We start from the raw sequence: 23144 nt of genomic DNA on the forward strand, positions 1-23144 counted from the left end.
TCGGTCGAACAAATCAGTCTCTAGGTCTTGACTTCATATAGCTGGTCTCCGTTCGCTTCTACAAATACTAAAGATATTCTACACGAATCACTTTATGCTTACTCTGAAGAGAAGCGTTGCAACCAAGTGCAGATAGAGCACAGCCATGTCAAAGGCAGTACTACCGAGACCGATGCTCTTCTCCAAGGCATACCCAATCTGAGTCAAAAGGACGATACGATTGCTCATCCAGCAAGACAACCCACCTGGAAGACGACCACATACCTCCGCTACTCGCCTTCCTTCTTCCTGTGGTCGCCGAAGACCATGAGGTCAAGCTCGCTCGAGAGCCTGTCGGTCTCGGCAACCTCATCGGCAGAGAGCCTGATGTCTGCCGCAGCAAGGTTCTAGCGCAGGTGCTCAGGCTTGCGGCTGCTCAGAATGGGCACTATTCAAGGCCTCTTTACAGATTACTCAGACAAGGGAGATCTATAAAGCCGCCACCTACTACAACATGTCGCCAGGGTGCCCACCGGAACTCTCTGAGACAGCCCACTCATCAAACTCGGGCTTCTGATCAAACTTCTTCAGAAGCTTCCGAATCCGTCGCTTCTCGGTCTCGTATGAGTTGAAGCGGCCGGTTATATAGAGAGCCGTCATCAGCACGAGAAGGCCAGTACAGGCGAAAATCGCGATAACCTGCTTGGAGGCAATCGCCACAAAGTCGCAGACGATGGCAGGCACCACCATGGTCTCGCCAGGATGGTTGGCGTCCTTCTTCTCACCATCAGGCATCTCATACTACATTGGCAGCTACTGCACCCGGAGGGTGTGGGGATGGCGGTGCCGGCTGAAGCCGCACCGCATGTCGTTGCGACCCACAGGGCAGCAGTTGGTGCCATGAACGCGACCGATGTACCGGCAGCAAGTTCCGCACCCGCACCGGCCGCAACGTAGTTTTCACCTCGGTTAGTCGCTGAAATACATCTGAATCAGATGGTACTCGAGCCGTAATGTGTGAGGCACTTTCAGCGCAGTGCCCAGTGACAAAATACCCCCGAGATCCATATTTCCAGGCCAATGCGGCTGTCCAGAGACTTTTGCCGGAGGCACCATGCACGAATTGACGGTTGGTGGCAGTTTTTGGCAAATTCTTGATGTGGTGCTGCTGGAGTCGCAAATCCCTAACCTGCGGCTCATCAGAGATGAAACCTCTTGATACTCGGGGCATGCTCGAAAAACTGCCACCAACCGTCAATTCGTGCCAGCGTGGCGCCGTGAGACGGATAGCAATGGGCGGGATTCCGAGTGGGTTGGCGCGTTTTTACGGTTGGTGGCAGTTTTTCGTGGTTCTCCTGAGTACAAACTGGTTCAATGTTTGGTAAACCGCAGGTTGGAGGATTGCTGCTTCCGAGATAACACATAAGGAATTTTCCCAAAACTGCCACCAACCGTCAATTCGGAATCTTGTGGCTAGCCCTACGGCTCCGGGCCAGTCCGCTGGCATCCCCTCAACGCACACAACGTGAGCGCACCGCGCCGAATTACACACGGCCGAGTCCAAGCTTCATGAAGACCTGCGGTTTCACCCGTCCGGGCCCCAGCCGTGTGTAATTCCATTGGGGCTGAGATAACGTGACCAATTACGCCGTGAGTCACATATCATACCGGTCGCGCGATGAGTGAATCGGAATCCTCCGACTGGTCTGCCAGAATGGTGGTGCGCATCAGACGTAACATGCCAAACGAGAAGGAGCACCAAGCATGAAGCATCGCGTAAAGGTCACCGTTCTGGAAACGAAACTGTACCCGGAGCTGCAGGAGCAATACTGCAAAGATCCAACGTCGGGCGTCTGCCCTGTGTACCATCCTGGAGACGAGTTTGTCTTCTACCGTGAAGGAGACCGGGATGACTTCTGGCACATGGGCCAAAACACGCTTGTCCACACCGATGCTGACCCCAGCGAGACAGCCGGCGGGCCAAGCAAGCCGTTCTGCTCGGAGGCCTGGGACGCCATCGCACGCTATATCTATACGGGCCTGCAGGGTGGCTCTATCATGAACGGTTGGATGAAGAACGAAAACGAGATGATCACCTGCTGCTCCGATGGCACACGGCCGGTGATCTTCAGGGTCGAGCGCTTGAACGTCGAGGAGTAGGGCGCCACAATCAAAGAATCCGTGTAGGTGGGGCGCATGAACGCGAAAAGGCTAATCCGGCAAGCTGCGGTCGACCTCATTCGAGCCTATCCGATTGAGAAGCTGAGCACGAAGAGAATCGTCGACACCGCTGAGGTCAGCAAGCAGACGTTCTACCGCTATTACACCGACAAGTACGAGCTTGCCAACAAACTCTATGCCGAGCCGACCCAGGAGGGCATCGTCGTCGTGGACAGGGCGTGCTTCCGGCCGGACTGGAAGCAGATGTACCGAAGGCAGTTTCGGGCCTTCCGGGAGAACCTCGACTTCATGCAGCACCCGTACTCATCGCGGGAAACGGGCTGCACGCTTGACTATGAGATCAAGTCCACAATGCACTCCGACAAAGGCCTGCTCGCACGCAACGGTGCAAGCATCCGCGACCCGCGCATCGCATTCGCAATCCAAGCGAAAGACGTTGACGGCACGTGGATGATGCGCGACTGGATTCTTGGTGGCATGCAAGCTACCAACGAGGAAATAGTCACGAGGTTCGAGCTGATCATCCCCGTGTGCCTCGCGAAGTACTACTGGATGGACGAGCCGATTCACCATTGAGAGCATGCGCACGTTCGTTTTCGTAACGGCAGCGTCGGAACGGGCATGTAACAAGATAGGCCCAAACTATCCTCCGGCACAGTATGCTTCGATTGCATCTGCGGCCTCGTTAACCCCATCCTCAAGCCTTATCCTATCGGCAACTTCCTGTGCTGCCCCATCGTATCTTCCGCTTGTCAGATCCTGCAGCGCCTCTTGCAGCTCATCTTCGGTGCATAGCCTCTTTCTTATGTAGAGCGGTGCGGGGCCGCACCCAAGCCGGTGATCCACTCTCCCATAGAAATACTGATCCAAGGCCAGCGGTATCACGAGGGTGGGAAGCCCGGCTCTAAGGCCCAGCCCATTCGTCGTGTTTCCGCCGTGGTGGACGACGGCTCTTACCTTCTCAAATATCCAGGCATAGGGGACCGCGTCGATAAAATAGAGCCTATCGGTATTTCTCTTTTCTTCCACAGGAATCTGGTCTGCCTGGATAACAACCCTAATGCCAGTTTTCTTGAGAGCTTCCAGCGTAAGTTGCTGGAGACGCGCAAGATTCGGTGACTCGGCCTTCCCAAAGGCCACGAAAATCGGTCGTTCGCCAGCTTCCAGAAATGCCTTCAAGTCATCAGGCGCGTTGTACTCCCGCTTTGATTCCTCCGGATGATACCAGTACCCCGTCACATGGATGTGATTGCCCCACGCTGGATCCGGAGGCATCAATGCCGGACTCGTGGGGTAAAACGTCAGCACCTTGCGACCATTCATCTCGGTATACGTGCTGCCCATTTTCCACTTGGGAAGCCCAACTGACTTGCGCCACTTGTTTAAGGCGATCATGGTCATCAGGTTCAAGCCGGTGGGCAGCCCGTCGTAGCTCTTAAGGACTTCTTCCGAGTCGTAGTCCTCACTGTAGAGGGAATACTGTCTGGTCGGATCCATGGGACTGAAAAAGAGTCTTGCGCAGGGTATGCCCAAATACTCCGCTGCGTGCCTGGCAAACGCCGCGCACGTGCCGTACATCACCAAATCCGAACCACATATGGCTTCAAGCGTCTGGTCCATAAAGCAGGGGTTCTCCCTTTTCAGCTTGAGCATTCCCCGCATGAAGTCCATGTTTGTCTTGTAGTCCGTCACGAGATACTGCATCGCATGGCCTGCATCCGTATCCAACCGGAAAAAGGTGACTCCCCTCTCCTCGACCAGCGGCCGAAATGCCTCATGCGTCAATATGCGGAAGTCGTGCCCACGCCGGGCCATCTCTTCGCCCAGCTCTGCCAGCGGACCCACATCTCCCCTGGTTCCAACTGCTACTGCCGTGATTACCATGGCTCCAAACCCCCTCTGTAGTGAAGCCGCCAAGGTAGCCCAATATGGACGAGACCACGCCGCCGAATGCCTAACCTGCCAGCCACCCTGCTGCATCCGCTGCCCTACGGCTGAAGTTGGCCACATATCCAAGGTCGCTCTTGTGGTCATTGAAGAAGTGGAACATGCGGGCGAACATCTCGAAGTTCTCCTGCTTCATCGCATTCAGCATGACTTTGAGGGCACCATCCACCCCCTCGTCGCGTACCATTCCCTGCGGGTCCAAGAGGGTCATGTCCCCAGACTTTTGCTCTGTGACAAAACCATGCTCCTCGATTCTGCTCTTCCAACCCTCACAGTCAAGCGGCTCGACACTCACGTTGATGGCGCGGCTAAGTCCCGTGCGCAGCTCCTGTTGGGTCTCTACGTCATCAGTCCTGTAGCATACGTCCTGCGTGAGCAGCAGCCCAGATGGCTTGAGAACGCGAGAGTATTCCACGAGTGCCCTGTTCTTGTCCCTATTCGAAAGCATAGTGAGCATGGCTTCGTTGATCACGATGTCAAAGCTCTGGTCCTCAAACGGTAGGTCAAACGCACTGCCCAGCACAACATGCAGCTTGTCCCCCAGATGGTTCTTCTGGATGTTGGCGCGGGCCTTATCGAGAGCCCTCTCATCCAGATCAAGCCCCGTCGCGCTGCACCCATACCTCTTGGCCAGCGCAATCATCGTCGTCCCCATGTTGCATGCGACCTCAAGGACCTTGGTATCGGGCTCAATATGGGCCTTGTCAACCAGCCAATCCGTGGCGTCAATCCCTCCGGGACGCAGTCTGGTCTTGCCAAGTCTTGCCAGAAAAGTATGTCCGGCCTCCAACATTGTGAAGTCTCCCTCTGCTGTACAGAAAGTTTACTTTTACTAACTTCACGGTATCACGTGGGGAGGGCTCGCTACGCGGAATGAAGAGGGCGCGCCCATTTGGGTTAGTTCGGTATGAGCGCTCTGCCAGGGCGGAAATCCATGCCGCCTCGCATTACGCTGGCTAGCCAACGAGCTGCCGCAGCTCCTCGGGCCGGAACACGTAGCCGCCCCGCAGAGCGATAGTGCGCATCGGCAGCGCTCGGATGCATGAAATGACGATATCGTACGGTTTTCGGGCGTACGCTGCATAAAATCGCGATATCGTCGGTGCCGTTACCAAATTTTAATCAATCATTGAACAATTAGATGCAGAATATTGCATAAACATGTGTAAAAATTAAATTCTATGCAATTATGGTTGCACCTTTGATATTTACAGCCAAAAAGTCCCCGCGATACCGCGATTTCATGCAGCAGTCCGAGAAAAACCGTTCGATAGAGCGGTTTCATGCACAGCCAGCCATCGGAGGGACGCCTTCCTCCCAGTCACGCGGCATCCACCGTACTTAGGGCTGCCCGGCAACAGTCTACCGAGGAACCTCTGGCATCCCACTGTGGTGACGTGGCCGGCGGTTAAGCCTGCAACTGTGATACAACGGCTCCCATAAAAAGCCAAGAAGCTCCTTCGCATAGTCCCAGGCTAAGCTTCCCAACGGCTACGTCTATAGGAACTCCAAACGCCCCATGACGATTTTGTGAACCATTACGCCACGTTTACACCAACACATTCGCAAATAATGTCTATATTCATATGTATTTGATATCACTTTGATGCCAAAGAAGAATCACGTAAGCACTTCCGCAAGAGTCGGTCGCAATGACGCCACAGCACCAAGGCTAAAAGAGAGGGGCACTTATGTCTACCGAGAAGATCATTCAGGTAAAGTCTGGCTGGGCTATACTCGCCATAAACGTACTCATGTACATAGTGACCTGCTTCTGCATGATATGGTCCATATCCCTTCTCGTCGCAGCGGACAACACCAAGCTGGAGGCACCGGCATTCACTGACCCCCTGTTCGCGGCGAGCTTTGTGCTCCTGTTTCTTTCTGTGCTCGTGAGCTCTGGCTTCATTGCCATACAACCGGGAGAGGCGAAGGTCTGTCTGCTCTTTGGCAACTACGTTGGAACCATCCGTGACTCTGGCTTCTACTGGGCAAACCCCTTCTACAGCCGCACCCTAGGCTCAGCTGGTACGGAAGAGGAGCCCTCAGACGAGAACGCCAAGCACAGGCCGGGAGCAGCCAACATTATCTCCACGAAGGTGTCCCTACGTGCGCGCACCCACGATGGCGAGCGTATCAAGGTGAACGACAAGCAGGGCAACCCCATCGAGATTGCGACCGTTGTTGTATGGCATGTGACCGACACGGCCAAGGCCCTCTTTGACGTAGACGATTACGTCTCATATGTCTCCATGCAGACCGAGACTGCCCTGCGCCACGCAGCCAGCATCTACGCCTACGACCACATGGAGGATGACGATGCATCCAACACCAGCATCACGCTGCGCTCCAACATCGAGGAGGTTTCAGCCAGCCTGCGCGAGGAGCTGGGGCGTCGCTTGGCTCCCGCCGGAGTCGAGGTGGATGACGCCCGCCTGACCCACCTGGCCTATGCACCCGAGATTGCGCCTGCCATGCTGCGCCGTCAGCAGGCCGAGGCCATCATCGTTGCACGCAAGAAGATCGTCGAGGGTGCCGTCTCCATGGTGGACATGGCGCTGTCCGAGCTTTCCGACGGTGGCATCGTCGAGTTTGACGATGACCGCAAGGCCACCATGGCATCGAACCTCATGGTGGTGCTCTGTGGTGAGTCCGAGGCACAGCCGGTCCTCAACACCAGTTCCCTGTACTAGTGCTGGTTGGTCGACCGCATGACACGGCGAAAGCAATATCCCCTGCGCATAGATTCGCAGGTCTGGGCAGCAATCGAGCAATGGGCCACAGATGACATGCGCAGTGCCAACTCGCAGGTGGAGTGGATCTTGCGAGAGGCCCTCAAGCGAGAAGGGAGGCTCCCGCAAACTGACGGGGCCTCCCCTAATGACGCGCAATCCAACATGTCGTCATCAGACATCGGCATGAGACGATAGGCCGTTCGAAAAAGGCATGGGACCAATTCGTAATAGCTCGATTCCCGAATGGCATCGTTGCTAGGGTAGCCCCGAACGGCACGCAAATCCACAGGTGCATCGCTGACGAACTCTACGGAGTAGCGCCTGTCCCCCATGGCCATTCACGGGAGTTCTGCTCTGGCAGCATCTACTGCCGCTGTGCCTTCTGGGCCAGCTCCTTGCCGGCGCTCCATGCCTGGCCAACCTTCTGGTTCACGAGGTAGTAGCCCGACTGGAAGTTATCAAAGGCCAGTGCGTTTAGCTTTTCGGGATCAACCTTGCCATTCTCGCCAATGACCTTCTCGTCTGCGCTCACGTTCACGATGGTGCCGACAATGGCGTGGATGTTCTCGGTTTGAACGACTTCCGCCAGCTCGCACTCCATCGTGACCGGGAACTCTGTGATGATAGGGGCATTCACATGCGCACTTTTCTCCGCATGGTAGCCTGACTGCGCGAACTTATCGGGAAGCGTGTTTCCGGTGGCAATGCCGTAATAGTCGGCAACGTCCATGTGGTCGCGGTCGGCGATGCTCACAGTGAACGCACCCGTCTGGTGGATGGCTTTTGTGGTGGCATGCCTCTCGTTGATGAAGAGCGCAATCTTGTCTCCGCTGGAGATCATGCCCCAAGCCGCGTTCATCACCTGAGCGGTCCCGCCCTGGTCGTACGCCGCCGCATTGGGTAAGCTCTCGCGGCTGCGGCGATGTCCGTCGGAGCCAGCCGCCCCTACTGCCCTTGGGCTGCGTACTTCTTCTCGGTTGCCTCCTTGGCCGGGCGCCACCAGTCCTCGTGGCTACGGTACCACTCGACGGTCTGGTCAAGCCCCTCGGAGAAGTCGGTGTGGATGGGCTTCCAACCAAGCTCGGTCTCCAGCTTGGTTGGGTCAATCGCATAGCGACGGTCGTGGCCGGGACGGTCGCGGACCCAATCAAACGCATCGGCAGGCTGACCCATGCGCTCAAGGATTGCCTGCAGCACGTGGATGTTGTCCTTCTCGCCATCGGCACCGATAAGGTACGTCTCGCCCATGTGGCCCTTGGTAAGGATGTCCCACACCGCACGCGAGTGGTCCTCGGTGTGAATCCAGTCGCGGACATTCCTGCCGTCGCCGTAGAGCTTCGGGCGTATGCCGCAAAGGATGCTGGTGATCTGCCTTGGGATGAACTTCTCCACGTGCTGGTAGGGACCGTAGTTGTTGGAGCAGTTGGAGATCGTGGCACGCACGCCATACGTGCGGTGCCAGGCACGCACGAGAAGGTCGCTCGACGCCTTGGTGGAGCTGTACGGGCTCGAGGGCTTGTAGGGGTCGTCCGGGCGGAAGCGACGCGGCTCGTCCAGAGCAAGGTCACCGTACACCTCGTCGGTAGAGATGTGGTGGTAGCGAACGTCGTGCTTACGGGCCGCCTGAAGGAGCCTATAGGTGCCCACGACGTTGGTCTGCACGAAGGGCTCGGGATCGAGAATGGAGTTGTCGTTATGGGACTCGGCAGCATAGTGCACGATGGCATCGTGGCCAGGGACGAGACGGTCGAGGAGCGCGGCGTCGCAGACGTCACCCACCACAAGCTCCACCTGCGACTCCGGCAGGCCCGCGATGTTATCGGGGTTGCCCGCATACGTAAGCTTGTCAAGCACCGTAACGTGGCACTCGGGATGGTTCTCGGCGACCCAACGCACAAAGTTGGACCCAATGAACCCGCAGCCACCAGTGACGATAATGTTGTGCGGCTCGAACAATTCCTCAGACATCAGAGGGCTCCTTGTCAGTTGCCTTGCTTCCTAGTTGGGCAGGGTTTCGACGTACTCCGCAAGCTGATCCTCCCACTCCCTCGGGACAAAGCCCGTCGAGGCAAGCTTGTCGAGCGACAGGGTCGAGAGGTGCGGGCGTGACGCAATGGGCCCGCTGGCGTTGGCGTAGTACCTCTCCGTAGAGACAGGCGTGACGGCGCCGGCGTTATGGTTGCGGAGCTCAAAGACCTTGGCTGCAATCTGATACCAGCTCTTGGTGGCACCAGAACCAGTGAGGTCGTATATGCCATATGGGGCAGGGTCAACGCACACCAAACCGCCACGGTACCCAAGGAGGTGGAATATGCCCTTTGCCATCTGGTCTGTGAACGTGGGACGTCCAGACTGGTCATCCACAACGGTCACTGCATCCAGTGAGTCATGGGGGTCTGCCACGCGGTCCGAGAGCTTGGCCATGGTCTTGACAAAGTTGTGACCATCGCCGATCACCCAGGAGGAGCGGACGATGTAGTGGAGCGGCCACGCCTCGACAGCAAGATCACCTGCCGCCTTGGACTGGCCGTAGACGGAGAGCGGCGCGAGACCCTCCTCCTCCGTGTGCGGCGCTTGCGTACCGTCAAAAACGTAGTCCGAGCTCACGTGCACCATCACGATGCCGTGCTCCGCGCATGTGCGCGCCATGAGCGCGGGACCCGTGGCGTTGGCGGCCCAACAGGCCCTCCTGCCCTCCGGCGTCTCGGCCTTGTCCACTGCAGTAAAGGCGCCGCAGTTGATGACCGTACCGTACAGGCCCCAGTCATACTTGGCATAGTCCTTGGGGTTGGACAGGTCGAAGGTGTCGATGTCGCAGAAGTCGAAGGTGTCGATAACGCCTATCTGTTCCGCAAACGCATGCACCGCGCGGCCAAGCTGCCCGTTGCAGCCGGTCACCAGCGTGCGGGGCGCCTCCATGGGAACAATGTCTGCAAGCATGGGGTGGTGCTTGTCGGCCTCCGAAAGCTCGGCCTCGGAGAGCGGAATGGGCCACTTGATGTCGAGCGTGGGGTCTGCGAGGTTAACGAAGGTATAGGTCTTCTTGAGTTCGGCAGACCAGTGCTTGTCGACGAGGTACGTGTAGGTTGTGCCGTCTTCCAGTGCCTGGTAGGAATTGCCCACGCCGCGAGGAACAAAGATGGCCCTGGAGGGGTCGAGCGTGGCCGTAAAGACCTGGCCGTAGGTCTCGCTCCCCTCTCGCAGGTCCACCCACGCACCGAATGCGGACCCCGTTGCAACGGAGATGAACTTGTCCCACGGCTCTGCATGGATGCCGCGCGTGACACCTCGCTTTGAGTTGAAGCTCACATTGTTCTGAACGTAGCGGATGTCGGGGATGCCCAGCGCACGCATCTTCGCACGTTGGAAGTTCTCCTTGAACCAGCCGCGGTTGTCACCGTGAACGGCAAGCTCGACCACCTTGAGTCCCACGATGCCAGTCTCGGTGACGGACAGCTCTTTCTCAAATTCCACTTGTCCCACAGCCTCCGTCTAATTGTCATATGGACGGCCAGGAACGATCTTGCCCTCCGCCACAATACGTAGATGCTTTCCGTAGTCGCTCTTGCCATAGCGATCCGCGCACCCGAGCAGATGGTCCCGAGAAATCCAGCCATTCTCGAAGGCAATCTCCTCGGGGACAGAAACGGGCAGGTCTTGGGCCTTTTCGACCGTACGTACGAACTGCGAGGCCTCGTAGAGCGACTCCATCGTTCCCGTGTCGAGCCAAGCGTACCCGCGGCCCAAGGTGATAACGTCGAGCGAGGCGTCCTCCAGATACATGCGGTTGAGGTCGGTTATCTCGTACTCACCACGTGCAGAGGGGCGCACCTTGGCCGCAAGCCCCGTGACACGCGCATCATAGAAGTAGAGGCCCGTAACCGCGTAATTGCTCTTGGGATGGGCGGGCTTCTCCTCGATGGAGATGGCGTTGTAGTCCTCATCGAACTCGACGACGCCAAAGCGCTCGGGGTCATCAACGCGATACCCAAAGACCGTCGCCCGGCCCTTCTCGGCAGATGCAACCGCACGGCGCAGATGCCGCGAGAACCCGTTGCCGTAGAAGATGTTGTCCCCCAGCACGAGGGCACAAGCCTCCCCCTCCACAAAGCCCGCGCCGATCACGAACGCCTGGGCAAGACCATTGGGCTCGGGTTGCTCGGCGTAGGAGAGGGAAACGCCAAAATCAGACCCATCGCCCAAGAGGTGCTCGAAATTTGGCAGGTCCTTGGGGGTGCTGATGATGAGAATGTCCCTAATGCCCGCAAGCATGAGCGTCGAGAGCGGATAGTAGATCATCGGCTTGTCGTACACGGGAAGGAGCTGCTTGCTCGTCACCGTGGTAAGCGGATAAAGGCGCGTGCCGCTGCCTCCCGCAAGAATGATCCCTTTTATTGCTGCCTCCACACCTTATAAGGCCACACGTCCACGTACTGATGATAGCAATCATAAACGACCCGGCCCCGCATTGGGCACATGGGGACACTTACGGCAGGACCCCTCCGGACTTGCAGAGGCGGTCGGCGGCGTGGGGCTGCCCTATGCGCTCCTAGATAAAAAACGGCGCCTGGACCTTGGGGCCTCCAGCGCCAAACGGTGCTCTATAGGCGCGTTAGTCCTCGTCCGCCGCAAGAGCCTCGGCGATTTCGTCGGTGACGTTCATGGTGCTGTAGACGTTCTGGACGTCCTCGTGCTCCTCAAGGCGATCGATAAGACGCTGAACCTTCTTGGCGTCATTGACCGAGACGTCCGTAGGGGTGGTGGGAACCATCGTGAGCTCGGAGCCCTTGACCTCGATGCCCTGGGCCTCGAGCGCCTTCTGGACATCCTGCATCTTGTCGTATGCAGTGTAGACGATCCACTCCTCGCCGGCATCCTCGTAGTCCTCGCCGCCAGCCTCGGCAACGGCGAGCATGAACTCGTCCTCGTCCACGGCATTCTCGCGGTCGGGCACCTTCTTCTCGTCGGAGCGAATCACCTTGTCGACGGCCAGCGAGCCCTTGCGCTCGAACTGGAACGCAACGGAGCCGGAGGTACCAAGGTTGCCGCCAGCGTGCGTGAAGGCAGAGCGAACGTCCGCCGCAGTGCGGTTCTTGTTGTCGGTCAGGCAGTCAACGTAGAGGGCAACACCCGCAGGGCCGTAGCCTTCGTAGGTGATCTCCTCATAGATGGCTGCGTCGGCACCGGCACCAAATGCCTTGTCGATTGCCGCCTTGATCTTGGCGTTAGGCATGGAGACCATGCGAGCGCGCGCAACAGCCGCGGCGAGCGACGCATTGTTGTCCGGGTTGGGGTCCCCGCCAACCTTAGCTGCAACGGTGATGTTGCGCGAGAGCTTGGAGAAGAGCGACGAGCGCTTGGCGTCGATTGCCGCCTTCTTGTGCTTGGTGGTAGCCCACTTAGAGTGTCCGGACATTGAGTCTCCTATCCACAACGGGCGCGGGCCCGCGTCCGCGCGTCTAACCTGATACGGATACGGGTGCGACGGTGCGCGGCCAAACCATCTCCTGGGATGGGATGGCGGGCTGCGGACGCGGTCGATACCCATGTAACCCATGAAATTTTACTCTCTGACGCTCTGGGTGCAAGCGAGAGGGCACACGGGGTTTGGAGGCGCTGCGGGGAAGTCCGGGTTTCTTCACAATTGAGGCAGACAAGGGCTTCTCAACGGCAAAGGCCGCATTACGAGACGAACGTGTGACAACCCGCAACACAATCGTCGACGAATGTGTTGCGACCTGCGCTCGTCACACATTCGGAGACGAATGTGTGACAGCCCGCAACACAATCGGCAGCGGCAAGCCCTACAACCCATACTTCGCAACGGCATGTCGGATTCGCGCGCCCCAAGGAATCCATATTACCGCGAGAAAGCCCACCGTCGCAGCCCCATGCAGACAATCCCACGGCAGGCCTGCTGCATACGCCGCAATCACGGTCGGCCAGGTGATGGGCTCAACGTAGCCAATCACGTACCAGCCGTTGAGAATGAGCCCGTACATGAGCGCCGAGAGGAACCCGTACGCGTACAGCACGCCGCGTCGCTCGAGAAGCCCATGCTCCCCCAGCACGCCTGCGAGATACCCCACAAGGCCCCACGCATACATCTGCCAGGGCGTCCACACGCCCTGGCCAAAGAAGAAGTTCGAGACGAGCGCTGCCAAGGCACCCACCATGAAGCCCTCGCGCCTGCCCAGCGTTGCTCCGGCAACGATCGCGACAGCCGAGACGGGCTTCACATCGGGGATGGGAGCAAAGAGGATGCGCCCCGCCGCAGCGAGCGCCGCCAGCGTGGAAGCAGGCATGACTTGTCTGAGCGCCGGTCTCGAAGTCTCGTAGCTTGCGAGGAAGAGGGCCACGCAGAGCACTACCACGAGCAGGGTGAGACCGGCAGCTGCCTGTACTCCCGTCACGGCACAGAGCGCAAGCACAACGGAGACGGCAACAATCGAGGGAACCTCGAGGGCGGCAAAGACGCGCTGACGAACTGTTGTGTTGCTCGCCTTCAAAGGTCACTCCCCCTCAATTCCAGCACACCTTCCCGGTTGCCTGCGGCCTTCACACAAGACTTTATGTCACAGCATACCGCCCGCTTGCGGGAAACCACACCCAAGCTGCGTCGAATTGCCTAAGATGGGCTTGTGCAGCACCTATCGACCGGAGGAGGCCCCATGCTCTACGTTGGAAACTTCAGCTACAACGATGACAAGGACCAGGCAAACAACTACTGCCTCATGCCGTGCGTGGTAGAGGCAGATTCGGCAGATGAGGCGCTCGAGAAGTTCGCGTCCAAGTTCGCGAGCGTGCGCGCCGAGTCGGACCTGCTAGAGGGCGCAAGCGAGATCTACCTCGACTCGCTCGTCGAGCTTGAGGGCATACCGCAGGACCCCGTGATCACCCAGTGGCAGAAGATCGTACCCGCCATCGACGGCCTGTGCTCCGTGACCAGCGCGCTTCCCGACACGAGTGTGGACGAGCTTTTTGCCAGCGCATATGGCTGGGGCGAGGACGACGGTGACGAGATCGAACTCGAGGACATGGAGGACTTGGATGGTCTTGCCGAGGACGACCTCGAGGAGGAGGGCATGGAGGAGCCGTTCCTCACGTTCTAGCGCCCAGCGGTGGCGCAGCCCGCGCCTTACGCGTGGTACAGCCAGGACCCGGTGAGAAACTCGTCGGGTCTTTCTGTGCAGGTGACGGCCCCATCAAAGAGCAGCGACACCGAATCTGCCGCGGCCGCGACAAACGCAAGGTCATGCGTGGCAAGGAGGACACTTTTCCCCTCTTTGTGCAAGTCTTGGATGAGAAGCGCGAGCTTGGTTCGTGCCGCAGCGTCAAGGCCCTTGGTAGGCTCGTCCAAGATGAGCAGGTCCGGCTGGGCCAGCAGCATCTTGCCGAAGGCAACAAGCTGCTGCTGGCCACCGGAAAGGTCGAGCGGGTTTCTCGCCGCCACGCCTGCAAGCCCGAGCCGCCCCATCATGGCCGTGACGTCGGCCTCCCCATAGCCAACGCCCTTTGACCAGAGCATGAGCTCATCGCGAACGGTCTGCGCCGAGAGGATTGCGCGCGGACTCTGTGGCAAGTACGCCTGCGAGGTGGCATGCGGGCGCGAAATGCGACCGCGCTGCGGCGTCAGCGAGGCGCACGCAAGCTGCAAGAGCGTCGTCTTTCCGGAGCCATTGCCACCCACGATGGCCGTGACCTGGCCTTCGGGTGCCCCGAGGTCAAGGCCGCGCAGAACCCAGTCGGCCTTGCGCTCGTAGCGAAACCACGCGTCGCAAAGGGAAAGTGCGGGACGTGATGTCGCCCGCGCGGCAACAGGCGTTGCCTGCCGGATGCTCTCCGGCCTAAACGCACAAGCGGCTACGGCCTCGTCCAGGGAAAGCTCACGCACACGACCCTCCTCCATGCGAAAGGCGCACGTAGCCACATCGCGCATGGGCGCAGGAGCATGGGTTGCCACCACGACGGTCACCCCAAGCTCGCGGTTTGCCCTAAAGAGCATGGCGAGAAAGTCCTTCTCGGCAACCGGGTCGAGCATGGAGGTGGGCTCGTCCAGAAGCAACAGGCGCGGGCGCATGGCAAGCGTGGCCGCAAGCGCGAGCATCTGGCGCTGCCCGCCGGAAAGACTCGTCGTCTGCCGACGAAACCACGGCTCCATGCCAAAGAACATGCAGGTCTCGGCCACGCGGCGGCGCATCTCGGGCACAGGCGTCCCCAGGTTCTCCAGGCCGAAGGCCATCTCGTGCCACACGGTGTCGCACACAATCTGGCTGTCGGGACTCTGGAAGACGAGGCCCACGGCCTGCGCCGATTCAATCGGCAAGAGCGATCGAACATCCTTCCCAAATTCGAGCACGTTGCCGACAAGCGTTCCCGTGGGAGCAACCTCTGGCTTGGCCAGGCGCAAAAGCGTTGACTTGCCGGAGCCGGTGCCCCCTGTGAGCAGTGCAAACGCACCTTCGGGAACGGCAAGCGAGACATGCTCGAGCACGGGTGCCGGATGCGGCTCCGTATCGGTGGCAGGGTAGGTGAAGCTCACGTCCCCAAACTCGAGCGCGTTCATGCAAGCCTCTCCCACCTTGCGCGTTGTCCCAGGTCGAGCGCCGTAGGGAGGAGTCCCAGCACGACATAGGGGGCATAGCCCCACCAGGCGACAAGCCGAGGCATGGTGGGATAGAAATGCCACTGGGAGCAGGCCACGTAGACGAGAAATGCGCTCGCGGCTGCCAGCGCTGCAATGCCACAGAGCGAGAGCGCGTCAGAGGTGCGGAAGGCATCCGGCAGGTAACAGCTGCGATGCTCCCTGGCACCCCACCCACGCGCCCGCATGGCATCGGAGCGCTCGATCGAGTCCTCCATCGACCAGCTCATGAGTTGGTCGGCAATGCGCACGCCACGCTCGCGCGAGCCCGCGGGTGCTGCCGCCGTGGTGGCGAGCGTCGCAGCACGCACGGTCTCTGACCTGCGCAAGAGCTGCGGCACCATCTGGGCGGCCATCGAGGTCACCAGGGTCACCGTTGGGAGCGCTCGGGCACCCAGCTGGAGCAGACGGTCCTGCGTGAGCACGCAGGCAGCGTCCTCGAACCATAGGACAACCGCGACGAGAAGGATGCCAGCGCATGCGCCGTAGGCAATGCTCTCCCGGTAGATGGCCATGGGCCCAAGGTAGGCAACAAGCGTGGACCCCGATGCCGAGAAGAGCGGATTGGCCACGGCAACGAGCGCCACCATGGGCAACTGCCAGCAAAGCCCGCCAAGCGTGCGGCGCCAGCCCCGGGCGGCAAACGAGAACGCAAGCGCTCCGACAAGCGAGATGCCCACACAGACGGGCTGCATCGCGAAGATTGCGATGAGGATGGTCGCGGCGAAGTACGTCGCGGGCACGACAGGGTGACAGGTGTCGAACGCGGTATGTGTGTCTCGCATGGTAAGCATGGGAAGAGTATGACGTACCTTCCTGGCACTATGTCGACGTGACGTAGACCCACGTCACCGTATCGCCATCCGAAAGCGTGCAGTTGGCTGCCGAGTAGCCGGGGTAGCTGCCGTTAACTGCGTACTTCCAGCCGCTCGCACCGCCTTGGTCCTTCTCGGCATAGCCATCGATGGCGGCAACGTATGTGCCGTAGACCGTGTTGCGTGCATTCACGCTGGCACCTGTGGCGAGAAGCGCGTCATAGGCAGAGGACCCCGGGGCAAGCGAGACGGAGTAGGACTGGGTCGAGCCGCCGTCGGCAGACGCGTTGATGGTCACACTCACGTGGATCTTTGCGTCCTGGCTGGCCGAGGAGTCAGAAGGCGAACCCGTAGGGCTGGTACCGGACCCCGCAGAGCCTCTGCCGGACGAGGTGTCACCGGATGTGGCTGCGGTACCCGAGTTGACCGTTTCCTGACGGCTGGAGACGTCCTGAGACGAGAGCTCCTCGCCCCCAGACGTTATGCCGCCCTCAACGAAAATTTCGGTGCCATCCGGCAGCAGCGGGGCTGTGCCGGCGGACTGCGGTATGGTAGCGTCTTCGAGCTTGGCGTACGCGTCACCCGAGATGCGATACCCCTCGGCAGCCGAGAGAATCTGCGCAGTGCCTCCCGAGGTTGGTGCGGTGCCCGCCGCCATAGCGAGGGCCATGCGAACGGCGCTGGCCCCGTCCTCGCAGATCCAGGTGACTCGCAGGCTGGCACCCCTGCTTGCTGCCCACAAGGACAGCGCCGCCGCGCGTTGGGAGGTCTTCTCCACCATGTCCTGGGCGTCGGCGGAGCTTGCCTCCTCAACCCAGATGCCCTCGGAGGAGAGGACCACCTTGGCATCGTCCTTGCCGAGAGAAACGTCCTTGCCATCAAACGAAAGCGAGGTCAGAGCCTGTATGACGTCATCTGCCGTCACCGTGGTGGCCGTGGCATCACCCGCGGCAGGCTGCTCGCTGTCCGATGCCTCCTGCACGGTCTCGTCTGCCGTGGTCCGAAGCGCACCAGACGCGTTGGCCCATGCAAGGGGGTCACCACCTTGCACGTAGACGGACATCGCCCACACGCAGAAGACCACGAGCACAACGGCCAGCGCTGCGACGACAGCGCGGACGGCCTTCCTGCCGGCACCCATCCGCACTTCCTCCTTGTCACGTTCTGTCATCTAGCTGCGCCTCCCATTGGCATCCTCGTCGCCCTCTCGACGACGCGTGACGGCAAGCAGGAAGAGCGCGGCAAGGCCGACGCAGGTTCCCACGATGGGCCAGATGGGAAGGTTGAAGAGGGACTCCGCCGAGAGATCCTGCCCAGGCAAGCCGGTAGAGGTGTCGCCTACGCCCGTGGTGGCGGTCGAGGTCGACGTCACGCTCGTAGACGAGAAGCCACCGAGAAGCGACTCCTCGGATGCCTGAGCGGTGCCGCTTGCGGAAGTGTCCTTGGCGGATGCAGGCGTTTGGGGGGTGTCCTTGCCGACCGGATTCTTGCCGCCATTGGGCACGCCGCTGGCAGGAGGCTGGGCATCTTGCTGCTCGTCAGTCTCGTCTCCAGAGGGCTCCGGAGGCACCGGCACCGTAAGGCCGGCATCAAGCTTGAAGAGGTATCCGGAGTCGTTGTAGAAGTATAGGTTGCCCTTGGCGTCACATGCGATGGAGCTCATGCAGTACTGCCATAGCTCCTGGGCAGGCCTGAAGAGCGTGGTTGCCTTGGCGTCGCCCAGTCGGTAGGCGTATGCGCCACCAGGCGCACCGTTGCAGGTGAAGTACACGTACGTATTGCCATCCGCGGCAACGTTCACCAGAGGGGCGCTCTTGACGTCACCGGTTCCCACCTGGCCCTTCACCTCGGTAGTGGGAACCAGGACCTCGTGCTCCACCCTCCAGGAGGCAAGGTCGATCACGAAGAGCGCGCCGCGGGTAAGGTCTCCCGCAGAGGAGCCGCCTACGTACATCTTGCCATCGCAGATGGTAGGTGTCGACGTAGAGAAAGAGCCAAACGTCAGGCTGCGCCCAGCCGTCAGCGAGCCGTCGGCGCCCAGGAAGATTTCATGCAGTGCGCCATCAGTCGTGACCGCGTATGCCGTATTCCCGCTCATCACGATCTGCGCACGGCAGCGCGTGCCAAGTGAGAGAGAAGAGACCACATTGCCCGTCATGGCGTCGAGAAGGTACACGTTGCCGGCATCGTCGGCCGTGAGCATTCCCGCACTAGTGGCCGTCACGCCCGTCCAGTAGTAGCCAACGCTCTCGCTGTTCTCGCGCTTCCATACAAGGCTACCGTCCTTTAGGCTCACGCAGGCAACGTAGCCGCCGCACGAGTCTGCGCCCTCAGGGGCAACGGTCGAGAAGTACGCATGCCCGTCATGCACGGTAATCGAGGAGAGCGTCTGCTGCTCAACGCTTGCGCCGCTCGAGCTCGTCGAGGCCGGGAGCGCCTCAGAGATCCAGACCGTTGTGAGCTTGTCGGCGGTAAGGGCCTGGATGCGACCGTTGTGGAGCGGCACCAGGATGAGTCCGTCGGTGTATTGCAGACGCGCTGTAGAGTCAACAGTCTCTGCGAGGCGAGCCTCTGCAAGCACCACGCCCGTCGAGGCATCGCGCCGGTAGAGCTGCTTCTGCGCAGCGTCGTAGACGTCCCCGTTCACAATGATTGCGTCGCTCGCGTTGACGAACATGGACGTCACAGAACGCGACTGCGCCCAGTCGAGCTTGGCATACGTGCCAGAACCCGGTATGGGAGTAGCCAGCCCGCGCACCACACCCGTGCCGTCATTGCCCTTGTAGCCTGCCCAATCTGCAAGCAGGTCTGTGGGACGCGCGGCTGTGGGGTCAAGAACCACGGCGTCGCTCGCGGGCAGCGAGTCTCCGTCGGCCGCGTAGTACCACACGACCTCGTCGCCATCGGCGATGGCAACCGAGCCGGCGCCCTTGTCGGAGAGCCTGCCGTTTACAAACAGCTGCCAGTACCTCTTCGTTGAGCTGTCCCAGCCAAGCGTGCGTCCGTCATGCGGCGAGGTGATGCTGCTCAGGTAGTAGCCCGCAGTTACCGATGACTTGTGGGCGAGGCTCTTCTCGGCAAACACTGCCTCGGAGAGGTCGGCGGCCGTCGAGCCATCGACGAGCGTCAGCGAGGTTGTGGTGGCCCAGACCTGATCGTTGCCAGAGGCGTCCTTCCCGATGACCTTAACCGACCCGGTGACCTGGCCAGGAAGGGAGTCTCCCCACTTCGAGTAGTACCAGACGACCTTGTCGCCTTCCTTGAGGATGTAGTTCGAGGCCATGACGCTGGCGGACTTGCCGTTGATGAAGAGCTGCCACCACGTGTTGGTGGCAGCGTTATAGCCGACCGGGCTGCCATCCTTGGTGAAGGTGTAGAGGTCGCTGTCGTAGGTGATGCCGTTGGCGTCGAGGACCCTCTTCGTGAGCTCCGCCGCAGTGGTGCCAGGCTCAACCGCGAGAGAGGTCTCAGGTGCCCACGAGGTGTTCTCACCGGAAGCGCTGGGACCGATGACCGAGCAGCTTGCCGTGATGCTCTCGGGTGCGTCCTCGCCAGAGGTGCCCTTGATCGTGAACGTGGCCGAGACGTCCTGGTCCACGAGGCTTGCCAGCTTGGCCTTGAGCTGGTCGCTTACCGTAGGGTCATCCTTGTAGTAGGCATAGTAGGCCTGGTAGCGCTCGTCGGAAAGGCGCGAGGTGATGGTCACCCGCGTGGTGTCCGTGGGCTTGGTGTAGGCGAGAACCTCGTTCGAGATGATGTCCGGACGGCTCGATCTGAACGTACGCCAGGCCATACCGGCCATCGCGTCATAGCCGGGCAGCTCAACTGCCACGATGCCGGGGTGCGCCGACTGCGTTGCACGGTCGCGCGCCCACGCAAGGTCACCAGACTCGTTCTCATAGGCGCCGAGGAAGGCGTGAAGGCCTGCCGCAATGTCGCTTGGGTCCTGCCCGTCGAGAAGCGCTTCGGCATATCCTGCCTTGGCCTTCTCCATGAGCGAGACCGCCGTGTCAATGTCCTGCTCGCTTATGGGCAGAAGCGTGAACTCCAGGGACTTGCTCGCCGTGATCTCGGGGTTGGACTTGTCGGTAATCGTACAGGTCAGGGTCACGGTACGTGACGCACCAAGCGGGCGAACCACCGTCGCGCGATATCCGTTGGGGATGACCAGGGCATCGCCGCTGCTGTAGGAAACCGAGTTGTGCTTGCCATCAACGCCCAGCGTGCGCGTCGTGGGAAGCTGCAGGTCCGTGGAGACGGCCGCGTGGTCAACCGCATCACCAGTAGAGAAGGCCGTCACCTTGTCGTAGGTGAAGCCCGCCTCGAGCCTGGCCCCGAGGCCTGCCTTGGCAGCGGCCACCGCCTCGGGGTCCGCCTTGACGGTAATCGGGAAGTCTTTGGTAACCGTGACGTCTGGCATGCCATAACCGGTGAAGGAGACGGTGGCCGCAAGGGTCACAGACTTGTCTGCAGAGCCGCGCGTGACCGTGGCGGTGAGCGAACTGTCCCAGCTCTCACCGGTTACGGACACAGAGCTGTCATTTGAGGCCCACGAAGCCCGGGCGCCGTTGAGGCTTGCAGGCAGCGTGACAGGCTGCGTCACCGAGGCCGCGGAGTCGCCGTCCGCAAAGCCAAGCGCGATGGCATCGACCTTCTTCTGCAGGATGGAGCGTGCGGCATCCTCGTCCCAGGGCACCTGGAAGGTGCGGCTGGGACTATACGTCACGGTCTCGTCGCCGCGGGTGAGCGTGAACTCGATCGACTTCACCGTCTGGAGCGACGAGATGCTCCAACTTGAGACCTTGTCGGTGTCACACGAGAAGTACGTTATGGTGCCGTTGTCGGCGTCTGCAGAGGAGATTCCCACCTTTGCACTAGCGTTAGCGCCCGAGAAGGACACGCTGCTCACGCGCACAGTGAGACCTGTGGTGTCAACGCCGTCCTTCGCCAGCTTGGCGAGAAGCACGTCGTTGATGTTGGTATCCGTGCCGTACGTGAGAGAGGGGCGCCAGTTCTCGTTTTGGAGGCGCGTGGTGGCCCCCGCGAGCGAGTCTCCGCTCACGACCTGCTGGGCGAAGCCCCCAGAGACGGAAGTGGTACCGCTCGTCGCTGTGACCTTAAGGTACTTGCCTGCCGCGGCCGCCGGAACCTGCAGGCTGGCAGACGTGCAGCCGACAAGCGGCTGCCACTCTGCCGACGGCGCGTCGGCACGTGCCGCGACATACCACTGCAGGTTGACGCCGTCCTTGCCGGTCACATCCGCGTTGCTGCCCGAAAGCTGCGATGCATAGACCGTGGCCTTTGCGGTGTCGCCAGCAACCAGCGTGCCCGAGGAGGGCGAGAGCACGACGTGGTGCAGGTCGTAGGCTCCCGTAGCCTTGACCAGGGTCTTCTCGCCTGAGGCCGATGCCATGAGGGAGCTGCAGGTGACCCACACGTACTTGCCCTCGAGCGGCGAGGAGAGCTCGAGCGAGGTCCCGTTGGCGCCGTCTGCAGCCGTGAGCTCTCGGGCGTTGGTGCCCGCTGCATCATCCGCAACGTACCAGGTGCACGTAAGCCTGGCGTCCGAGGGAAGGTCTGTCTCGTACGAACCCCAGCTGCTTGCCTTCTCGTACTGGGGCTTCGCCGTAAGCGTCGCGCCTACCTGAGCGTTTGTGGCCGTGGAGGAGAGCTTCACGCTCGAGACGTCGTAGCCACCGGCAAGCGCCACGGGTCCCACGGGGTCTTGCGAAGAGGCTCCGTAGTTAGACGGAACGCTTGTAGAGACCACAAGGTTGTTGCTCGTCGCCTTGACGCGCAGGTACTTGCCGAGAAGAGACGTGCCGTCGGTGAGCGTCTGGGGTATGGTGAACGTGGCGGAGGTGGCGTCGGGGATGTCCGTGAACGCGGAGTCCGAGGTGGTCTTGGCCGACGCCCACTGCCATTGGTAGTGCACGATATCCGTAGAGGATGCCTTGGCATAGGAGCCGGTGTAGGCAGTGGCGGTAAGGGTCTGGCCAACCTTCGCGGAACCGGACGCATCGGCCGTCACCTTGTACAGCGTGACGGCCCCCGCCTCGGCGATAGGTCCGGCTGCAGGGCTCTTGGTCGCCCCAAAGCCACCATCCGCGCTTGCGTAGATGTACTTCCCCAGGAGGTCGGAGGTGATGGTGAGCGAGGAGCCCGTGGCGCCTTCGATCTTCTCGCCAGTGGCGTATTCCGAATTAGCCGCGTACCATGACCAGCTCACGCCGGCGTTAGAGGTGACGTCCGCGCCGTTTGCGCCCTTGGCCATCGCGATGACGGTGTCACCCGGCACGAGCTTGTCGGTCGTGCTCAGGGATACGTTAACGATGGTGACTGCGGTGGCAGCAGTGGCTGCCGGGGCCGCAGCGGTGACCGCAGTCGAGGCACTCTCCTCGACCGGGGCAGCCTCGGTCGTCTCGGCGGTCTCCGCCGGCGCCGATGCGGTAGTCTCGGCGCCTTCTGTTGGAGTCGACGCGCTCGTCTCAGCAGGCGTCACCTCCGAGACCGCCTCTGCCAATGCGCTGGTGGGCACCATCGATGCCGCCATCAACAGCGACAGGACGCCCGCCAAGACCCTATCGCGCAGGCGACGATTGGCCATAGTCGTGGACTCTGTGGGATTCATACCCCGCCCCCTGTTCCTTGCTCCTGTTGGAGCAGCGAGGGCAGGCAGGGCCGTCGAGTGTTGACGGTAGCCTCAAGGCGCGGCACCAGCGATTGCGTGGCGTACGCACGACTGAGCACAGTTCCGGTTGCTGACCCGGAGTAGAACCGGGATCCATTTGCAGGCCTCACAGCCGCCCAAACCGTGCCCTCGGTCTGAATGTTGGCTAGAAG

18 protein-coding genes are annotated in these 23144 nt (G+C 60.6%); 5 read left to right on the forward strand and 13 right to left on the reverse strand.

What is annotated here, in order from left to right; all coding sequences use genetic code 11:
• Nucleotides 1–486 precede the first annotated feature (486 nt).
• Complete coding sequence (locus tag ACO59D_RS07955; protein ID WP_130813099.1) at nt 487–774, reverse strand: hypothetical protein; 288 nt, start codon at nt 772–774, stop codon at nt 487–489.
• Between the two features lie 969 nt (nt 775–1743).
• Between ACO59D_RS07955 and ACO59D_RS07960 the strand changes: the two genes are divergently transcribed.
• Both ACO59D_RS07960 and ACO59D_RS07965 read left to right on the forward strand, forming a co-directional pair.
• A complete protein-coding gene (locus ACO59D_RS07960; RefSeq protein WP_130813098.1) occupies nt 1744–2139 on the forward strand; it encodes a TIGR04076 family protein in 396 nt (131 codons plus the stop codon).
• 36 nt (nt 2140–2175) lie between these two features.
• Nucleotides 2176–2736, forward strand: coding sequence for a TetR/AcrR family transcriptional regulator (locus ACO59D_RS07965; protein ID WP_130813097.1), 561 nt, complete (start codon nt 2176–2178; stop codon nt 2734–2736).
• Nucleotides 2737–2802: 66 nt separating this feature from the next.
• On the opposite strand, the gene ACO59D_RS07970 is transcribed toward ACO59D_RS07965, so the two are convergent.
• Both ACO59D_RS07970 and ACO59D_RS07975 read right to left on the reverse strand, forming a co-directional pair.
• Nucleotides 2803–4044, reverse strand: coding sequence for a glycosyltransferase (locus ACO59D_RS07970; protein ID WP_165443714.1), 1242 nt, complete (start codon nt 4042–4044; stop codon nt 2803–2805).
• A gap of 70 nt (nt 4045–4114) precedes the next feature.
• Nucleotides 4115–4900 carry an SAM-dependent methyltransferase gene (locus ACO59D_RS07975; protein WP_485126528.1) on the reverse strand — a complete coding sequence of 262 codons (786 nt, stop codon included), beginning with the start codon at nt 4898–4900 and terminating at the stop codon, nt 4115–4117.
• 898 nt (nt 4901–5798) lie between these two features.
• Between ACO59D_RS07975 and ACO59D_RS07980 the strand changes: the two genes are divergently transcribed.
• Nucleotides 5799–6800, forward strand: a complete 1002-nt coding sequence (locus tag ACO59D_RS07980) for an SPFH domain-containing protein (RefSeq protein WP_485126529.1) — start codon at nt 5799–5801, stop codon at nt 6798–6800.
• 18 nt (nt 6801–6818) lie between these two features.
• Nucleotides 6819–7037 (forward strand): type II toxin-antitoxin system antitoxin, encoded by a 219-nt coding sequence (locus tag ACO59D_RS07985; protein ID WP_130813093.1) that lies wholly within the window; start codon nt 6819–6821, stop codon nt 7035–7037.
• A 169-nt stretch (nt 7038–7206) separates the two neighbouring features.
• Here the strand turns inward: ACO59D_RS07985 and ACO59D_RS07990 are convergent, their stop codons facing one another.
• The 6 genes from ACO59D_RS07990 to ACO59D_RS08015 all read right to left on the reverse strand — a co-directional run bounded on the left by ACO59D_RS07990 (nt 7207) and on the right by ACO59D_RS08015 (nt 13351).
• The gene (locus ACO59D_RS07990) at nt 7207–7842 is read right to left on the reverse strand and encodes a flavin reductase family protein (RefSeq protein WP_371683407.1); all 636 of its coding nucleotides are present in this window, start codon (nt 7840–7842) and stop codon (nt 7207–7209) included.
• Nucleotides 7788–8810 carry a dTDP-glucose 4,6-dehydratase gene (rfbB, locus tag ACO59D_RS07995; RefSeq protein WP_130813092.1) on the reverse strand — a complete coding sequence of 341 codons (1023 nt, stop codon included), beginning with the start codon at nt 8808–8810 and terminating at the stop codon, nt 7788–7790. Before rfbB ends, ACO59D_RS07990 begins: the two co-directional genes overlap by 55 nt.
• A gap of 30 nt (nt 8811–8840) precedes the next feature.
• The gene (locus ACO59D_RS08000) at nt 8841–10316 is read right to left on the reverse strand and encodes a sugar nucleotide-binding protein (RefSeq protein WP_485126530.1); all 1476 of its coding nucleotides are present in this window, start codon (nt 10314–10316) and stop codon (nt 8841–8843) included.
• Between the two features lie 18 nt (nt 10317–10334).
• Nucleotides 10335–11237: a glucose-1-phosphate thymidylyltransferase RfbA gene (gene rfbA / locus ACO59D_RS08005; protein WP_130813161.1), complete on the reverse strand. Its 903-nt coding sequence runs from the start codon at nt 11235–11237 to the stop codon at nt 10335–10337.
• Between the two features lie 217 nt (nt 11238–11454).
• A complete protein-coding gene (locus tag ACO59D_RS08010; protein WP_485126531.1) occupies nt 11455–12258 on the reverse strand; it encodes a YebC/PmpR family DNA-binding transcriptional regulator in 804 nt (267 codons plus the stop codon).
• 388 nt (nt 12259–12646) lie between these two features.
• On the reverse strand, nt 12647–13351 hold the full coding sequence (locus ACO59D_RS08015; RefSeq protein WP_485126532.1) for a DUF6580 family putative transport protein: 705 nt from the start codon (nt 13349–13351) through the stop codon (nt 12647–12649).
• Nucleotides 13352–13513: 162 nt separating this feature from the next.
• Between ACO59D_RS08015 and ACO59D_RS08020 the strand changes: the two genes are divergently transcribed.
• Complete coding sequence (locus ACO59D_RS08020; RefSeq protein ID WP_485126533.1) at nt 13514–13954, forward strand: hypothetical protein; 441 nt, start codon at nt 13514–13516, stop codon at nt 13952–13954.
• 26 nt (nt 13955–13980) lie between these two features.
• Here ACO59D_RS08020 and ACO59D_RS08025 read toward each other — a convergent pair whose 3' ends face one another.
• The 4 genes from ACO59D_RS08025 to ACO59D_RS08040 are packed head-to-tail and all read right to left on the reverse strand — an operon-like array spanning nt 13981 to nt 22932.
• Complete coding sequence (locus ACO59D_RS08025; RefSeq protein ID WP_485126534.1) at nt 13981–15408, reverse strand: ABC transporter ATP-binding protein; 1428 nt, start codon at nt 15406–15408, stop codon at nt 13981–13983.
• Nucleotides 15405–16271 carry an energy-coupling factor transporter transmembrane component T family protein gene (locus ACO59D_RS08030; RefSeq protein WP_485126535.1) on the reverse strand — a complete coding sequence of 289 codons (867 nt, stop codon included), beginning with the start codon at nt 16269–16271 and terminating at the stop codon, nt 15405–15407. Before ACO59D_RS08030 ends, ACO59D_RS08025 begins: the two co-directional genes overlap by 4 nt.
• A 37-nt stretch (nt 16272–16308) precedes the next feature.
• A complete protein-coding gene (locus ACO59D_RS08035) occupies nt 16309–17472 on the reverse strand; it encodes a DUF4430 domain-containing protein (RefSeq protein ID WP_485126536.1) in 1164 nt (387 codons plus the stop codon).
• Entirely contained in the window at nt 17473–22932 is a 5460-nt protein-coding gene (locus tag ACO59D_RS08040; protein WP_485126537.1) for a DUF4430 domain-containing protein, read from the reverse strand. It abuts the gene before it with no gap.
• Nucleotides 22933–23144: the final 212 nt, after the last annotated feature.

The sequence above is a fragment of the Tractidigestivibacter sp. genome (assembly GCF_057241865.1).

Bases quoted from the DNA above. Each gene is read 5' to 3' on its own strand.
- ACO59D_RS07985 (WP_130813093.1), top strand. From the start codon at position 6,819: ATGACACGGCGAAAGCAATATCCCCTGCGCATAGATTCGCAGGTCTGG.
- ACO59D_RS07955 (WP_130813099.1), bottom strand. From the start codon at position 774: ATGCCTGATGGTGAGAAGAAGGACGCCAACCATCCTGGCGAGACCATG.
- ACO59D_RS08025 (WP_485126534.1), bottom strand. From the start codon at position 15,408: ATGAACGCGCTCGAGTTTGGGGACGTGAGCTTCACCTACCCTGCCACC.
- ACO59D_RS08020 (WP_485126533.1), top strand. From the start codon at position 13,514: ATGCTCTACGTTGGAAACTTCAGCTACAACGATGACAAGGACCAGGCA.
- ACO59D_RS07960 (WP_130813098.1), top strand. From the start codon at position 1,744: ATGAAGCATCGCGTAAAGGTCACCGTTCTGGAAACGAAACTGTACCCG.
- ACO59D_RS08040 (WP_485126537.1), bottom strand. From the start codon at position 22,932: ATGAATCCCACAGAGTCCACGACTATGGCCAATCGTCGCCTGCGCGAT.
- ACO59D_RS07965 (WP_130813097.1), top strand. From the start codon at position 2,176: ATGAACGCGAAAAGGCTAATCCGGCAAGCTGCGGTCGACCTCATTCGA.
- ACO59D_RS07980 (WP_485126529.1), top strand. From the start codon at position 5,799: ATGTCTACCGAGAAGATCATTCAGGTAAAGTCTGGCTGGGCTATACTC.
- ACO59D_RS08035 (WP_485126536.1), bottom strand. From the start codon at position 17,472: ATGACAGAACGTGACAAGGAGGAAGTGCGGATGGGTGCCGGCAGGAAG.
- ACO59D_RS07970 (WP_165443714.1), bottom strand. From the start codon at position 4,044: ATGGTAATCACGGCAGTAGCAGTTGGAACCAGGGGAGATGTGGGTCCG.
- ACO59D_RS08010 (WP_485126531.1), bottom strand. From the start codon at position 12,258: ATGTCCGGACACTCTAAGTGGGCTACCACCAAGCACAAGAAGGCGGCA.
- ACO59D_RS08030 (WP_485126535.1), bottom strand. From the start codon at position 16,271: ATGCGAGACACACATACCGCGTTCGACACCTGTCACCCTGTCGTGCCC.
- rfbB (WP_130813092.1), bottom strand. From the start codon at position 8,810: ATGTCTGAGGAATTGTTCGAGCCGCACAACATTATCGTCACTGGTGGC.
- ACO59D_RS07975 (WP_485126528.1), bottom strand. From the start codon at position 4,900: ATGTTGGAGGCCGGACATACTTTTCTGGCAAGACTTGGCAAGACCAGA.